Source organism: Streptomyces sp. NPDC002793 (assembly GCF_040295485.1).
Lineage (GTDB): Bacteria > Actinomycetota > Actinomycetes > Streptomycetales > Streptomycetaceae > Streptomyces.
This window is the reverse complement of the sequence record NZ_JBEOVL010000011.1, coordinates 36660-51254: the sequence shown is the minus strand read 5'-3', so window position 1 is coordinate 51254 and position 14595 is coordinate 36660. Positions and strand designations below refer to the sequence as shown.

The 14595-nt window shown below is 69.2% G+C and carries 15 protein-coding genes; 9 read left to right on the top strand and 6 right to left on the bottom strand.

Going from position 1 to position 14595, the window contains the following annotated elements; translation table 11 throughout:
• Positions 1–134: 134 nt before the first annotated feature.
• From ABT001_RS13105 to ABT001_RS13090, 4 genes are all read left to right on the top strand, one after another.
• Positions 135–3353, top strand: a complete 3219-nt coding sequence (locus ABT001_RS13105) for a sensor histidine kinase (protein WP_351276109.1) — start codon at positions 135–137, stop codon at positions 3351–3353.
• A 10-nt stretch (positions 3354–3363) separates the two neighbouring features.
• Complete coding sequence (locus ABT001_RS13100) at positions 3364–3777, top strand: roadblock/LC7 domain-containing protein (protein WP_124272100.1); 414 nt, start codon at positions 3364–3366, stop codon at positions 3775–3777.
• An 89-nt stretch (positions 3778–3866) separates the two neighbouring features.
• The gene (locus ABT001_RS13095) at positions 3867–4547 is read left to right on the top strand and encodes a DUF742 domain-containing protein (protein WP_351276107.1); all 681 of its coding nucleotides are present in this window, start codon (positions 3867–3869) and stop codon (positions 4545–4547) included.
• Positions 4528–5109, top strand: a complete 582-nt coding sequence (locus ABT001_RS13090) for a GTP-binding protein (RefSeq protein WP_014048542.1) — start codon at positions 4528–4530, stop codon at positions 5107–5109. Before ABT001_RS13095 ends, ABT001_RS13090 begins: the two co-directional genes overlap by 20 nt.
• A gap of 100 nt (positions 5110–5209) precedes the next feature.
• On the opposite strand, the gene ABT001_RS13085 is transcribed toward ABT001_RS13090, so the two are convergent.
• Both ABT001_RS13085 and ABT001_RS13080 read right to left on the bottom strand, forming a co-directional pair.
• Entirely contained in the window at positions 5210–5413 is a 204-nt protein-coding gene (locus ABT001_RS13085) for an acyl-CoA carboxylase subunit epsilon (protein WP_351276105.1), read from the bottom strand.
• A 72-nt stretch (positions 5414–5485) separates the two neighbouring features.
• Positions 5486–7069, bottom strand: a complete 1584-nt coding sequence (locus tag ABT001_RS13080) for an acyl-CoA carboxylase subunit beta (RefSeq protein WP_351276103.1) — start codon at positions 7067–7069, stop codon at positions 5486–5488.
• A 519-nt stretch (positions 7070–7588) separates the two neighbouring features.
• Between ABT001_RS13080 and ABT001_RS13075 the strand changes: the two genes are divergently transcribed.
• Positions 7589–8800, top strand: coding sequence for a glycoside hydrolase family 64 protein (locus ABT001_RS13075; RefSeq protein WP_351276375.1), 1212 nt, complete (start codon positions 7589–7591; stop codon positions 8798–8800).
• A 74-nt stretch (positions 8801–8874) separates the two neighbouring features.
• Here ABT001_RS13075 and ABT001_RS13070 read toward each other — a convergent pair whose 3' ends face one another.
• On the bottom strand, positions 8875–9399 hold the full coding sequence (locus ABT001_RS13070) for a hypothetical protein (protein WP_351276101.1): 525 nt from the start codon (positions 9397–9399) through the stop codon (positions 8875–8877).
• Positions 9400–9623: 224 nt separating this feature from the next.
• Between ABT001_RS13070 and ABT001_RS13065 the strand changes: the two genes are divergently transcribed.
• Positions 9624–10244, top strand: a complete 621-nt coding sequence (locus ABT001_RS13065) for a YceI family protein (RefSeq protein WP_351276099.1) — start codon at positions 9624–9626, stop codon at positions 10242–10244.
• A 70-nt stretch (positions 10245–10314) separates the two neighbouring features.
• On the opposite strand, the gene ABT001_RS13060 is transcribed toward ABT001_RS13065, so the two are convergent.
• Genes ABT001_RS13060 through ABT001_RS13050 form a run of 3 tightly spaced genes read right to left on the bottom strand, consistent with a single transcriptional unit; the run spans position 10315 to position 12452 of the window.
• Entirely contained in the window at positions 10315–10953 is a 639-nt protein-coding gene (locus ABT001_RS13060) for an SAM-dependent methyltransferase (protein WP_351276097.1), read from the bottom strand.
• Positions 10950–11990, bottom strand: a complete 1041-nt coding sequence (locus tag ABT001_RS13055) for an NAD(P)/FAD-dependent oxidoreductase (protein ID WP_351276095.1) — start codon at positions 11988–11990, stop codon at positions 10950–10952. The genes ABT001_RS13060 and ABT001_RS13055 overlap by 4 nt, the downstream gene beginning before the upstream one ends.
• A 15-nt stretch (positions 11991–12005) precedes the next feature.
• Positions 12006–12452, bottom strand: a complete 447-nt coding sequence (locus tag ABT001_RS13050) for an ATP-binding protein (RefSeq protein WP_351276093.1) — start codon at positions 12450–12452, stop codon at positions 12006–12008.
• A gap of 113 nt (positions 12453–12565) precedes the next feature.
• On the opposite strand from ABT001_RS13050, the gene ABT001_RS13045 reads away from it, so the two are divergent.
• The 3 genes from ABT001_RS13045 to ABT001_RS13035 are packed head-to-tail and all read left to right on the top strand — an operon-like array spanning position 12566 to position 14494.
• The gene (locus tag ABT001_RS13045; RefSeq protein ID WP_351276091.1) at positions 12566–13393 is read left to right on the top strand and encodes a helix-turn-helix domain-containing protein; all 828 of its coding nucleotides are present in this window, start codon (positions 12566–12568) and stop codon (positions 13391–13393) included.
• Complete coding sequence (locus ABT001_RS13040) at positions 13390–13641, top strand: DUF397 domain-containing protein (RefSeq protein WP_351276089.1); 252 nt, start codon at positions 13390–13392, stop codon at positions 13639–13641. The genes ABT001_RS13045 and ABT001_RS13040 overlap by 4 nt, the downstream gene beginning before the upstream one ends.
• Before the next feature lie 10 nt (positions 13642–13651).
• Entirely contained in the window at positions 13652–14494 is an 843-nt protein-coding gene (locus tag ABT001_RS13035) for an SMI1/KNR4 family protein (RefSeq protein ID WP_351276087.1), read from the top strand.
• Positions 14495–14595 lie beyond the last annotated feature (101 nt).

The window sequence follows — 14595 nt, the reverse complement described above, 5'->3', positions numbered from 1 at the left end:
TCCGAATCGCTCGTTCCGACTGTTTGGAACGCGCCCGGTCCCCGTGCTGCAATGCCTCGAACTACCCAGTAGCACGGCCCCTGAACGATAATCCGGCACAACGTAGGTGCCGACGCCGAGAGGTTGTTGGTCGAGTGAGGCGAAGCAACGAGGGCTCCGCGGCGCAGCCGGAGCGGGGCAACTTCACGCCGCCGCCGCGCGCTGCGGTGTCTCCGCCTGCGGACACGTCGTCCAAGGCGGAACCGGCCGGTGGCAGCACCAGCCGCATGTCACCGCGCAACTGGCGGGTGCCCACCCGACTGAACGCGATCCTCCTGATCCCGGCACTCGTCGGTCTGGTCATGGGCGGCTTCCAGGTGAAGGGATCGGTCGACACCTGGAACGAGGCCCAGGACGCCGAGAAGACGGCCCTGGTCGTCCGCGCCGCCTCGGTGTACGGGCAGGCACTGCTGAACGAGCGTGACCTCACCGCTCAGCCCCTGCTGTCCAACAAGCGCACCGCCCCCGAGGTGGAGAAGGTGCGCGCCCTCACGGACAGCGCCGCTTCGGACTTCGACGCCGCCGTGCGGAACATGCCGGACAAGGCGGGTCTGGACCGCCGCCTGAAGCTGTTCGAGGCGGAGGAGCCCCTGCTCCCCGAGCTGCGCAAGGCCGCTTACGCCGAGGCGATGGACCCGGTGAAGACGGAAGAGGGCTACACCAAGGTCCAGCACTCGCTGATGCAGTTCGCCAACGAGCTCGGCCTGGGCACCGGAAACATCACGAGTTACGGCCGTACCGTGTACGCGATCGAGCTGGCCAAGGCCGCAGAATCGCTTCAGCGCTCCATAGGCATGCACCTGCTGGTGCGTCCGAGCCAGGAGACCCGCAACTTCAACGGCCAGGTCACGGCGTTCAGCTCGTACAACTACCTGGAGCAGATCGCCCTCAACGAGTTCGTCTCCGGCGGCACGGAAGCCGACGCGGCCCGGCTCAAGGAGGTCATGGCCGGCAAGGCCGCCGAGGGTGCCAAGCAGCTGAAGGCCGCCGAAGCGCAGGCCAAGGCCGCGGGCAAGCCCTTCGTGGCGCCTCCGAGCATCGACGGTTCGGTCTTCGACGGCATGGCCCAGGAGATCGGCAAGGGCAGGCAGCCCGACGAGCTGAAGGCGAAGGGCATCACGCCCGAGACCTGGATGGCCGCGTCCACCGCGAAGTTCGAGGGTTACGCGACGGTCGAGGACGAGCTCGTCGACAAGGCCGTGACCGAGGCCGCGGAGATCTCGGTCGACGCCAGGAACGACGCCGTCATCAACGGCCTGATCGTGATCGTCGCCCTGCTCGCCGCCTTCATCATCGCCGGGCTCATGGCGCGCCAGATGAGCCGCTCGATGCGCCGGCTGCGTACGGCTGCCTTCGGCATCGCCGAGCAGCGGCTCCCGATGCTGGTCGACCAGCTGTCGCGGACCGAGCCGGGCCGGGTGGACACCCGGGTGCAGCCGATCCCGATCAACAGCCAGGACGAGATCGGCGAGGTCGCCCGCGCCTTCGACCAGGTGCACCGCGAGGCCGTCCGGCTGGCTTCCGAGCAGGCCATGCTGCGGGGCAACGTCAACGCGATCTTCACCAATCTTTCGCGCCGCAACCAGTCGCTCATCGAGGGCCAGCTGACCCTCATCACCGGCCTGGAGAACAACGAGGCCGACCCGGACCAGCTGGAGAGCCTCTTCAAGCTGGATCACCTGGCCACCCGTATGCGCCGTAACGGCGAGAACCTCCTCGTCCTCGCGGGTGAGGAGCCCGGCCGCCGCTGGAACCAGCCGGTTCCGCTGGTCGACGTGTTGCGGGCCGCCTCCTCCGAGGTGGAGTCCTACGAGCGCATCGAGCTCACCGGTGTGCCGGAGACCGACATCCACGGCCAGGCCGTGACCGACCTCGTGCACCTGCTGGCCGAGCTGCTGGAGAACGCCACCACCTTCTCCTCGCCGCAGACCAAGGTCCGGGTCACCGCGACCCGGCTGCCCGACGGCCGGGTCATGGTCGAGATCCATGACAAGGGCATCGGCCTCACCGCCGAGGACTTCGCCGACATCAACCACAAGCTGGCCAACCCGCCGACGGTGGACGCCGCGGTGTCCCAGCGCATGGGCCTGTTCGTGGTCGGCCGACTGGCCGACCGGCACGACATCCGGGTCCAGCTCCGCCCCTCGGGCGAGCAGGCGGGGACGACGTCGCTGGTCATGCTGCCGGACGCGATCACCCATGGTGGCGGCGGTGCGAGCGCTCCGCAGGACGACTTCACCGTCTCCTCGATCATGCCCGAGCAGCAGCAGCAGACGTTCGCCCCGGCGCCGCAGCAGGTTCCGATGCGTACGGCGGCGGAGCTCGGCTTCGACGACTCGCGCTACGACACCTCGGTCGCGGACTCCCCGCAGCTGGACCCGGTCAACCGCTCGCTCATGCGCGAGGAGCGCCGGGCCGCGCTCGAGGCGCAGTGGGGCGGCGAGCGTCCGCCGTTCCAGGGCGGCGGGGCCGGACAGCAGCAGGACTACTCCCCGGAGCAGTTCACGCAGGAGCAGTACGGCCAGGAGCAGTACGCGCCGGCCCCCGAGCAGTACGCCCCGGGGCAGCAGGAGTACGCGCAGGGCGGCTACGACCCGTACGCCAACGGTGGCGGCTATCCGAACCCGCCGCAGCAGAACGGCTACACGGAAGCCGCGTACGCCGCTCCGGACGGTTCACAGGAGCAGTACCCCGACGGGTTCGCCCCGCAGGACGGTGCCCCCCACCAGGGCGAATGGGCGGATCAGGGCGGATATCAAGGCGCTTACGAGCCGCCGGCTCAGCCTGAGACGGAATCCGGGCAGGGCGGTCCCGCCGGGAGTCAGGAACAGGCGGGCTTCGACCGCCCGGGGCCCACCCCGAATCCCGGTCACGACCTGACCCAGGCAGGTCTCCCGCGCCGTGGTCCGGGCCAGCAGCACCGGCAGCCCGGTGGTCGCGGAAACGATCAGCCTGCCGCGCCGGCGCAGCAGCAGGAACAGCCGCAGCCCCAGCCCCAGCCCGAACAGCCGCAGGAGCAGCAGGCTTCCGGCGAGGGCCCCGACGAATGGCGCTCGGCGAACGACGAGCGCTGGGAGCGGGCCGAGAAGCTGCGGGATCCGAAGGCGGGCGGAATAACCCCGTCCGGCCTCCCCCGGCGCGTGCCCAAGGCCAATCTCGTCGAGGGAACGGCGGAGCAGACCAACCAGGGCGGCCCACAGGTCTCCCGCGCCCCTGAGGACGTACGGGGCAGGTTGAGCAACCTACGCCGCGGTGTCCAGCGGGGACGTACCGCGGGTTCGGACACAAGTGATACCTACAACCAGGAGCGTTAGTGTGAGCCCGATGAGCCAGGCGGCGCAGAATCTGAACTGGTTGATCACCAACTTCGTGGACAACACCCCAGGGGTGTCCCACACGGTGGTGGTCTCCGCCGACGGACTCCTGCTGGCGATGTCCGAGGGTTTTCCACGGGACCGTGCCGATCAGCTGGCGGCAGTCGCCTCCGGTCTGACGTCGCTGACCGCGGGTGCCTCCCGGATCTTCGAAGGCGGCGCCGTGAATCAGACCGTTGTGGAGATGGAGCGAGGATTCCTCTTCATCATGTCCATCTCTGACGGATCTTCACTCGCTGTCCTCTCCCACCCGGATGCCGATATCGGCCTGGTTGGGTACGAAATGGCACTTCTCGTAGATCGTGCAGGAAGTGTTCTTACCCCGGATCTCCGTGCCGAACTCCAGGGAAGTCTTCTTAACTAATAGACAGACAGTGCGTTTCTCGTCACCGCGCCATAAGGTGCGGTGGCGCGGCACCACTGGGATGGCGATCGGCAGTCGGAGGAGGAAACGTGGCAGCACCCACAGGCGGACACCCGTATCAGGGCGGTCAGCGGGTTCCGGGTGAGCAGGGTGACAACCGCTTCGACCACCCCTCCATGCCTGGCAGACTGGGCGCGCAAGAGCCTTACCAGCCGTATCAGCCATACCAGCAGCCCTACCAGCAGCCCCCGCAGGGCTCGCAGGGCGGCGACTGGCAGCAGCCGCAGCAACCCGGTTCCGGGTGGCCGCAGCAGCAGCCGCACTACCAGCAACCGCAGGATCAGCAGCCGCCGCAGCACTATCAGGCTCCGCCGTCGCGCATCCAGCCCGTCCAGCGGCAGGCCCCGGAGCAGGCGGCGCCCGCGGCGCACAACCCGCTGGTCCGTCCGTACGCCATGACCGGCGGCCGGACCCGGCCGCGGTACCAGCTCGCCATCGAGGCACTGGTCAGTACAACGGCCGATCCGTCCCGGCTGCAAGGGCAGCTGCCCGAGCACCAGCGGATCTGCCGGCTCTGCATCGAGATCAAGTCGGTGGCCGAGGTGTCGGCCCTGCTCTCGATCCCGCTCGGCGTTGCCCGGATCCTCGTCGCCGACCTGGCCGAGGCCGGACTCGTCGCTATCCATCAGCCCGGCGGCGACGAGGCCGCCGGCGGCCAACCAGATGTGACACTGCTCGAAAGGGTGCTCAGTGGACTTCGCAAGCTCTAGCGGCGGAGCGGCCCGCTCCACTACCTCGGCGAAGATCGTGGTGGCAGGGGGCTTCGGCGTGGGTAAGACCACGTTTGTCGGTGCCGTTTCGGAGATCAATCCGCTGCGCACCGAAGCCGTGATGACGTCCGCATCCGCGGGCATCGACGACCTGACCCACACCGGGGACAAGACCACCACGACGGTGGCCATGGACTTCGGACGCATCACCCTGGACCAGGACCTGATCCTGTACCTGTTCGGCACCCCCGGACAGGACCGCTTCTGGTTCATGTGGGACGACCTGGTCCGCGGCGCCATCGGCGCCGTCGTCCTCGTCGACACCCGCCGCCTCGCCGACTGCTTCCCCGCCGTCGACTACTTCGAGAACAGCGGCCTCCCCTTCGTCATCGCCCTCAACGGCTTCGACGGACACCAGCCCTACACACCCGACGAAGTACGCGAAGCACTCCAGATCGGCCCGGACACCCCCATACTCACCACGGACGCCCGGCACCGGGCGGACGCCAAGAGCGCGCTGATCACCCTGGTCGAGCACGCACTGATGGCCCGCCTGCGCTGAGCCCGTCGCCGCACGGCGAAGGCCCCGTACTCCTCGAAAGGAGTACGGGGCCTTCGTCCGTAGGGGCCCTGCGGGCCTTGAACGGCCTCAGCGGCCGTTCTCAGCCCTGCCAGCTGTGCGGGGCACGAAAGCCGGGGGTGCGCTCCAGCCGGCGCCATCCGGCGGTGCTACGACCTCGGTGGGCGGGCGCGTCGGGCTGGGCGGCCGCGCGGGCGAGCAGGACCGCGGTGATCGCCGCGAGCTCCTCGGGGCCGGCCTCGCCCTTCTCGACACGCAGGACCGAATCGGCGGGATTGACGCTCATGGATGTCTCCGTCTTCTGGGCAGTGGGGTCATGACACGCGGGCGGGGGTCTGACCCGCCGCTGCGGCCGCGACTACTGCGGGGGGTTGCCGTGCTTGCGGGACGGCAGGTCGGCGTGCTTGTTGCGGAGCATCGCGAGCGAGGCGATCAGCACCTCGCGCGTCTCGGCGGGGTCGATGACGTCGTCGACCAGGCCGCGCTCGGCCGCGTAGTAGGGGTGCATCAGCTCGGCCTTGTACTCCTTGACCATGCGCGCCCGCATGGCCTCGGAGTCCTCGGCGTCGGCGATCTGACGGCGGAAGATGACGTTGGCGGCGCCTTCGGCACCCATCACGGCGATCTCGTTGGTCGGCCACGCGTAGGTGAGGTCGGCGCCGATGGACTGGCTGTCCATGACGATGTACGCGCCTCCGTAGGCCTTGCGCAGGATCAGGGAGATCCTCGGCACGGTGGCGTTGCAGTACGCGTAGAGCAGCTTCGCACCGTGCCGGATGATCCCACCGTGCTCCTGATCGACGCCGGGCAGGAAGCCGGGTACGTCCAGGAGAGTGACGATGGGAATGTTGAACGCATCACACATCTGGACGAATCGTGCGGCCTTCTCGGACGCCTCGATGTCCAGGACACCGGCCAGCGACTGCGGCTGGTTGGCCACGATGCCGACGACCTGGCCGTCGAGCCGGGCCAGGGCGCAGACGATGTTGCGGGCCCAGCGCTCGTGGATCTCCAGGAAGTCGCCGTCGTCGACGAGCTCCTCGATGACCTTGTGCATGTCGTACGGGCGGTTCCCGTCGGCCGGGACCAGGTCCAGGAGGACGTCGCCGCGCCGGTCGGCGGGGTCGTCGCTCGGCACGACCGGCGGGTTCTCGCGGTTGTTGGAGGGCAGCATCCCGATCAGGTAGCGGACCTCGGCGATGCAGGTCTCCTCGTCGTCGTACGCGAAGTGCGCGACGCCCGAGGTCTCGGCGTGCACGTCGGCGCCGCCGAGGCCGTTCTGGGTGATCTCCTCGCCGGTGACCGCCTTGACGACGTCCGGTCCGGTGATGAACATCTGGGAGGTCTCACGGACCATGAAGACGAAGTCGGTCAGCGCCGGGCTGTACGCCGCGCCGCCCGCGCACGGGCCGAGCATCACGCTGATCTGCGGGATGACACCGGAGGCTCGGGTGTTGCGCTGGAAGATCCCGCCGTATCCGGCGAGCGCGCTGACGCCCTCCTGGATGCGGGCTCCGGCACCGTCGTTCAGCGAGACCAGCGGGGCACCGGCCGAGATGGCCATGTCCATGATCTTGTGGATCTTCGTGGCGTGGGCCTCGCCCAGCGCCCCGCCGAAGATCCGGAAGTCGTGCGCGTAGACGAAGACCGTCCGGCCGTCGACCGTGCCCCAGCCGGTGATGACACCATCGGTGTACGGCTTCTTGGCCTCCAGGCCGAAGCCGGTCGCCCGGTGCCTGCGCAGCTGCTCGACCTCCTTGAACGATCCCTCGTCCAGCAGCAGCGCGATGCGCTCGCGGGCCGTCAGCTTGCCCTTGGCGTGCTGCGCCTCGGTCGCCCGGTCGCTCGGTCCACGCCGGGCCTGCTCGCGCAGTGCCAGCAGTTCGGCCACCCGGCCACGCGTGTCACTCGGCTCGCCCGGGATTTCGTCCACAACGGTCATACGTCGACCCTACGAACCCGACCGCACAAACCCTGCCGTCCACACCGAACAGTCTCCTGCCCCGTTTCCTGGTGGCACCTGACAGAAGCCGTGCATCATGCAGCCCATCCGCCAGCTCGGAGGGCTCGCGCGTTGTAGGGCTCCGACAAAGCGGAGCATGTGTCTCCGGCCACACAGCGACTCCCGCGCCACGCCGCGGATCCACCGGTGCGGGCGACCGGACGCACCACGACGGCAGGGGTGCGCCGGGGTCCCTTCACGTCGGCCATCGCGTTCGATTCCTGTTCACTCCGCGCATCGAGGTATCGACCAGGAGTGTCCAAATCCCGTCCAGCACCGTCGAGTTGTGAAGAACGGCGACTTTCTGAGAGCGCTCTCAGCCATAAGTCTTGACGCTTGCCGTACGCCTCGCGAGAGTGGTGCGCACCGCAGACGCCCCCCACTGCTCCATCCTCCCCACGTCTCCCCCGTCTGCGGCCCCCCACACACCTCGGGAGTTCCTTCGTGATTTCGCGCAGAATGTTCCTGACGGGCGCAGCCGCCTCCGCGACCGCGCTCTCCTATCCCCTCTGGGGCAGCGCCCTGAGCCCGCGTGCGTCGGCAGCGGCCGAGACCTGCGAACTGGCCCTGGAGAACCGCTCACTGCCCGGCACCGTGCACGCGTACGTCACCGGCCACGAGCAGGGCACCGACCGCTGGGTGCTCCTGCGCCCCGACGGCAGCGTCTACCGCCCCGACTCCCCCGGCGCTCCGCAGACCCCCCTCCCGGTGGACTGCGCCATCCCGCTGAAGGCCGCCGGCGCCGGGCCCGTGGTCATGACGCTGCCCCAGATGTACGGGGCGAGGGTCTACTTCGTACGGGACGACAAGCTGGACTTCTACCTCAACCCGGGCCCGTCCCTGGTCGAGCCGGCCTTCGCCACGCCCACCGACCCGAACTACGGCAGGACCTGGTCGTTCTGCGAGTTCACCTTCAACCCGCAGCAGCTGTACGCCAACATCAGCTACGTCGACCTGGTGACCGCGCTGCCGATCGGGCTGACCCTGGAGGGGGACGCCACGCACACGGTGGCCCCGCTCCCGGACGGCGCGGTCCAGCGCATCGCCGACGACCTCACCGCCCAGGCGGCCGCCGACGGGCAGCCCTGGGACAAGCTGGTCACCCGGGGCGACGACGGGCAGGTCCTGCGGGTCGTCTCGCCGCAGAACCTGATGGCGCCGTTCTTCGACCGGCCGGCCGAGATGCCGTTCCGGGACCTGTTCACGGCCCAGATCGACGAGGTCTGGGAGAAGTACCGCTCCACCGACCTCACGATCGACCTGCAGGGCGGCCGGGGCAGCCTCAAGGGCCGCGTCAGCGGGGACACGCTGACCTTCGAGGGCGGGCACACCTTCGTCAAGCCCACGTCGAAGGACATCTTCACCTGCAACCACGGACCCTTCACCAACAATCCTGGTGACTCCGACGAGAAGAAGGCGCTGCTGGCCAGGATCGCGGCGGGCTTCAACCGTTCGATCATGCTCAGTCACCCGCAGCAGCCCAACGGCACCACGGTGGCGGACTACTACAAGGGCGGGGTGACGAACCACTGGTCCCGCGTCGTCCACGCCAACTCCCCGATCGGCTACGCGTTCCCCTACGACGACGTACGCCCGGACGGCGAGCCCGACGTGTCGGGGGCGGCCCACGACGGCAACCCTCGGCGCTTCACGGTGAGCGTCGGCTCCTGACACCGGCCTTCGCCACGCACAGCAGGTGCCCCCGTCCCGCGCCGGGACGGGGGCACCCGTGCGTGCGGAGGGGGTCAGCAGCCGCCGCAGTTGTAGTACGTCACGTCCCAGTGGTTGCCCTCGTCGGCGTAGAGGTTGCCGGAACCGGACCTGTACTGCGGGGCGCCGTCGCCGCGGACGCCGATGTAGGTGAACACGCCCTTCACGTAGTTCGTCAGGCAGGTGCTCTTGCCGAAGTCCAGCTTGTAGCCGTTCCAGTGCGAGTACGTGCCACCGGCGTGCCCGGTCTCGGTGCCCCCGGTGATGTTGAGGGCGCAGCCCGTGGCGCTCTTCAGCGTCTGGGCGCCCTGGGCGCTGGTCAGATTGAGCTGGTCGAAGGACGTGCAGGTGGGAACGGCGCGGTCGGAGCAGCCGCCGGACGACGACCAGGTGATCCCGGACGAACTGAAGCGGGAGGTCGCCTGCGCGTGGGTCAGCTTCGTGACGGCGTGCGCCTCGGTCGCACCGCCACCGAGGACCCCGACGCCGGGCGCGAAGAGGACGCCCAGCACGAGGGCCAGTGCGGTGAGGACCGAGCGGAGTACGGGACGGGTCAGCATGGCGGAATCCTTCTGCTCATGACAATGAGACAGGGAGATGGTGCCCGAGATCTACGCGCGTCCGCCAGGGTGCGGCCGAGTCGGGGCGAGGCCGGTAGCGGTTTCCGGACCGGCCTGGACCCTTGATGTTGAATGTTGAACAAAAAGGGTCTACAGTGAATCTCGTTGAAGGTTAAACCAGATCTTCGGCAGCCACTCGTCTGAACGTCCCCCGAGGAGGAGCCATGGCTCTGTTCAACCGCAAGAACACCGAAGCCGCGTCCACCGCCACCGCCACCCTCGCGGTGGACCCCGCGCTGGCCGCGCTGACCGGCACATACACCATCGACCCGGCGCACAGCAGCATCGGCTTCACCGTGCGCCACGCCATGGTCACCAACGTGCGCGGCTCCTTCGGTGAGCACGAGGGCACCCTGGTGCTGGACGGCTCGGACCCCTCCAACTCCTCCGCCTCCATCGACGTCAGGATCGCCAGCGTCGACACCGGCATCGCCGACCGCGACGGCCACCTGGTGAGCGGCGACTTCTTCGACGCCGAGAAGTTCCCCCTGATGACGTTCCGCTCCACGAAGGCCGAGCAGCTCGGCGGCGACGACTACCGCGTCACCGGCGACCTCACCATCAAGGACGTCACCCGTCCGCTCTCCATCGACCTGGAGTTCAACGGCTCCGCGACGGACGTCTACGGCAACGAGCGCGTCGGCTTCGAGGGCAGCACGAACATCCTGCGCTCCGACTGGGGCCTGACCTGGAACGCGGCGCTGGAGACCGGCGGCGTGATGGTCAGCGACAAGGTCAAGCTGACCTTCGACATCTCCGCGATCAAGGCTGCCCCGCAGGCCTGACCCGCCTGACCTGAACCCGAGCGCGCCCGCCGGTTCTCCCCTTCCAGGGGAGGACGGCGGGCGCTCGGCGTCAGCGGCCGGCCTCGCGCCGGAGCTTCAGGGCGTTGTCCGTGCGGGTGGTGGGATTGCCCTCGGGGTCGTTCTGGATCCGCTCGTGCTCCTCGCTGAGCAGCACCTCCCACTCCCCCTCCGGGAGCGCGAGGGACGCGAGGACCTCGTCCGTCGTGGGCAGCTCCATGTCCGGGTGGTCGTGCTCCCAGGACGGGAACCCGGCGTGGCCGACGATCAGGAGTACGCCGCCGGGTGCGACGGCCGCGGCGGCCCTGCGCAGGATCTCCTCGCGCGGCAGGTCCCCCATCGAGTGCAGGAACTGCGCGGAGACCAGGTCGAACTCCCCCTCGGGGAACGAGGCCCCCAGGTCGTGCCACTGCCAGTCGACGCGGTCGGCCACATCAGCCTCGGCCGCGTGGACCGCCGCCCGCTCCAGGGCGACGCGCGAGATGTCGGTGGCCGTGACCCGCCAGCCCCACCGGGCGAGCCAGACCGCGTCCGCGCCCTCTCCGCACCCCAGGTCCAGGGCGCGGCCCGGCTTCAGGCCCTCCACCTCCCGGACGAGGACGACGTTGGGGTTGCCGCTCCAGATCCGGTCGCTCTCGCGGTACCGGTCGTCCCACATCTCCGCGTCGGTACGCGTGCTGTCGGTGGTCATCGTGAGGTCTCCTGAAGTCCGTGACGGCGGTCCCCGAGCACGCGCTCGGAGACCTGACGCTCGGCCTCGGCCGAGAAGGGGGCGCGGCGGGCATCGACCGCGCGCCGGGTGTCGTCGGTGACGAGGTCCATGTTGATGGCCGAAGCCGCCTTCAGCCCGGCGGCGGCGGCGCCGACGACCTGTTCCATGAGGTTGGCGACGTTCCCGGCCACCCATACGCCCGGCACCTCGGTCGCCCCCGTGGGGTCGGCCGCGATGTACGTACCGATGACCTGGTCGCCCACCAGCATCTCGGTCGGCGCCAGCCCGAGTCCCTCCAGGACCGCCGAGCGTGCGGTGAAGCGGGGCTGGACGACGAGCGCGTCGCGCGGGATCAGCGTGCCGTCCGCCAGCCGCACACCGGTGACCGCGTCGTCCGCCGCCTCCAGGGCGACCACCTCGCCGTCGACCACGGAGATGCCCCGGGCGGCGAGCTGCTCGTACTCCTCGTCGCTGAAGTCGGCCTGCTCGTGCCGGAACAGCGTCACGTCGTCGGACCACTGCCGCCACAGCAGCGCCTGGTGCGGGGCCATGGGACTGCCCGCCAGAATGCCGACGGCCCGGTCCCGCACCTCCCACCCGTGGCAGTACGGGCAGTGCAGCACGTCGTCGCCCCAGCGCTCGGCCAGGCCCGTCACGTCCGGCAGCTCGTCGACGATCCCCGTGGTCACGAGCAGCCGGCGGGCGTGGACGGTGGTCCCGTCCTCCCGCACGACGCGGAAGCCGTCGGACACCTTCTCGGCGGAGACCACAGTGCCCTGGACGATCTCGGCGCCGTAACCGGCCGCCTCGTCCCGGCCGGTGGCCAGCAGCTCCAGCGGTGGAACACCCTCCCGGCCCAGATAGTTGTGCGCGTGGGACGCGGGTGCGTTGCGCGGCTTGCCCCCGTCGACCACGAGCACGGAACGCCGCGCCCGGGACAGGGCGAGAGCCCCGCTCAGCCCGGCGGCCCCACCACCGATCACCACTACGTCGTACCGCTGGTTCTTGTCGCTCATGCGGAACACCTCCTGTTACGGAAGATGGTGCGCGGAGGGCGCCACTTCGACAAGTTTGCTTGCCGAAGCGGCAAACTCGCACCACACCGACTTCCCCGGGTCCCGCTCCCCCACCCCCCACGCGTCGGCGAGCACCCCGACGAGCATCAGCCCCCGCCCGTACTCGGCGAGGGGCCCGGGACGCACGGGCTCCCCGACCACGCCTCCCCCACTGTCGTGCACCTCGATCCGGAGCACCTCGCCCCAGGTGAGCTGGACGCGGAAACCCCGGCCGGGCGGGACGCCGTGGACGAGGGCGTTGGTGGCGAGTTCGCTCACGCAGAGCAATACGTCACCGAGATCCAGCTCGCACGCCCAGTCGATCAGCGCCTCACGGACGAACTGGCGCGCGAGGGGGACGGACCTGCGCTCACGACGGTAGAACGCCTCACGGAAGGAGGCGGGCGGAGTTGTTTCGTTCACGGGACGACTGTCACAGAACGTCACTACGCTTGTTCACCGCGTCAGGTCGTACACCCCGTCCGTACGACCGCTGACGGTCCCGCGGGGCTCGCGCACTGGGAAGGGCACACCTCATGCACTCGGCGAAGAACAAGAAGACCAAGCGGGTCACGTCCTGGCATCTGATCGGCGCCCAACTCGCCGCCTTCCGAAGGGCGGCCGGGCTGACCCAGACAGCCCTGGCCGACCGGGCCTGCGTGGGCGAGGACACGATCGCCTCGATCGAGCAGGGGCGCCGGCCACTCCAGGCGGACTTCGCGGCCCAGCTCGACGAACTGCTGGACACCAAGGGGGCGTTGTCGGTCGCGGTGGCGATGGTCCCGCAGAAGGAGCGATTCCCGGCGTTCGTGCAGGATTTCGTGGAGTACGAGCAGGAGGCGGTGACGCTGCTGTCGTACCAGAACCAGGTGGTGCCTGGGCTGCTCCAGACCGAGGAGTACGCGCGGTTCGTGTTCTCGTGCCTCTACCCGCCGATCGAGGCAGAGGAAGTGGAGGAGTGGGTCTCCGGGCGACTGGAACGACAAGCGCTGCTGGAACGCAGGCCGCGTCCGATGCTGCATTTCGTACTGGAGGAGAGCATCCTGCGCAGTCAGATCGGAAACCCTACGATGCTGCGGGAGCAGATCCAGCACCTGCGACGGTGCATGGAACTTTCCTTTCTGGGACTGCAGATCATGCCAATGAGACTCCCGAAACACGCTGGCCTCGCGGGACCTATGGTGCTACTGGAAACGCCTGATCACGACCACCTCGCATATATCGAAGGGCAACGTGTCAGCTTCCTCCATGAAGACCCGGACGACGTCAGCGTCCTGCAACAGATGTATGGGATGCTGCGTTCACAGGCGCTTTCCGTCGAGAACAGCGCGCGCCTACTGGACGACTTGCTTGGAGAGTCATGACTCGTGCAGCACGGGGCACAGCCCTCAGCTGGTTCAAGTCCAGCTACAGCAGCAGCCAGGGCGGCGACTGCCTCGAAGTCGCCTACGCCTGGCAGAAGTCCAGCTACAGCAGCGACCAGGGCGGCAGTTGCGTCGAGGTCGCCGCGCACCCCGCCGCCGTGCACATCCGCGACTCCAAGGTCACCGACGGCCCGGTCCTCACCGTGCCCCCGGCCGCCTGGGCCGTGTTCGTCGCCTCTGCCGTCTGACGGTGCGCTCATGACCGGCCCCCTCGCCCGGATCGCCGGACGGGTGGCGCCGCCCGCCGTGGCGGTCGACGGGCAGGGTGACTGGGCCGAGGCGGAGAAGGCACTGGGGACCCGGCTGCCGGATGACTACAAGCGGCTCGTCGCGACGTACGGGCGTGGGGACTTCTGGGGCGCGCTGCGCCTGCACACGCCGTTCGGTGTCGACAACCCCCGCCCCCTGGCGGCGGACCTCCTGGACGACTTCGGCCCACTCCGCGATCTCTACCCCGAGGACTACCCGTACCCCCTCTTCCCGGAGCCAGGCGGTCTGTTCGCCTGGGCCCATACGGAGAGCTCGGCATCCGTGTGCTGGCTGACCGAGGGGCCTCCCGACTCCTGGCCCGTGGTGATCTGGTCCCGGGACGACGACTACGAGCGCTTCGGCTGCGGGGCCGGCGCGTTCCTCGACGGTGTGACGGACCGCAGCATCACCTCACAGCTCCTGCACCACAGGACCGAGCTCGCCCCCTGGTTCGACCCCGACGTCACGCGCGACCACGTGTACGTCCGGCTGGGCGACGGGGCCCGCCCGTACGCCGAACGCCTGCGGCTCCTGCGCGACGCGCTCGGCCCCACGTCGGACCGTGGCGGCTACGAGAACGGCGAGCAGCGGCAGGACCGTTTCGCGGTCGGCGGCACCGACTGGCTCCTGACGTACGAGTCGGCCTACGGCCATCAGCTCCGGGTGGCGTTCCCGCCCTCGGACAGCGCGGCGGCCCGGCGGGCCGTTCTGGCGGCGGTGGACCTCATGGGATGTCCCGTTCAGTCGACCGACACCGTCCACGGCACCTCGTCCTGGAACCCGGTTCTCTGATTCACCGGTCGCGGTGACCCGCTGACCGGTGCTCACGTACCCGCTCTCCGCCGAAGCCTGCCGGAGGTCTGTACGCACATCCACGCGCCGGTGTACGGTCT

Excerpts from the sequence above, each read along its gene's own strand:
- ABT001_RS13060 (WP_351276097.1), bottom strand. The coding sequence starts at position 10,953 with ATGACCACCGACAGCACGCGTACCGACGCGGAGATGTGGGACGACCGG.
- ABT001_RS13035 (WP_351276087.1), top strand. The coding sequence starts at position 13,652 with ATGACCGGCCCCCTCGCCCGGATCGCCGGACGGGTGGCGCCGCCCGCC.
- ABT001_RS13080 (WP_351276103.1), bottom strand. The coding sequence starts at position 7,069 with ATGACCGTTGTGGACGAAATCCCGGGCGAGCCGAGTGACACGCGTGGC.
- ABT001_RS13040 (WP_351276089.1), top strand. The coding sequence starts at position 13,390 with ATGACTCGTGCAGCACGGGGCACAGCCCTCAGCTGGTTCAAGTCCAGC.
- ABT001_RS13055 (WP_351276095.1), bottom strand. The coding sequence starts at position 11,990 with ATGAGCGACAAGAACCAGCGGTACGACGTAGTGGTGATCGGTGGTGGG.
- ABT001_RS13085 (WP_351276105.1), bottom strand. The coding sequence starts at position 5,413 with ATGAGCGTCAATCCCGCCGATTCGGTCCTGCGTGTCGAGAAGGGCGAG.
- ABT001_RS13075 (WP_351276375.1), top strand. The coding sequence starts at position 7,589 with ATGTTCCTGACGGGCGCAGCCGCCTCCGCGACCGCGCTCTCCTATCCC.
- ABT001_RS13070 (WP_351276101.1), bottom strand. The coding sequence starts at position 9,399 with ATGCTGACCCGTCCCGTACTCCGCTCGGTCCTCACCGCACTGGCCCTC.
- ABT001_RS13065 (WP_351276099.1), top strand. The coding sequence starts at position 9,624 with ATGGCTCTGTTCAACCGCAAGAACACCGAAGCCGCGTCCACCGCCACC.
- ABT001_RS13045 (WP_351276091.1), top strand. The coding sequence starts at position 12,566 with ATGCACTCGGCGAAGAACAAGAAGACCAAGCGGGTCACGTCCTGGCAT.
- ABT001_RS13100 (WP_124272100.1), top strand. The coding sequence starts at position 3,364 with ATGAGCCAGGCGGCGCAGAATCTGAACTGGTTGATCACCAACTTCGTG.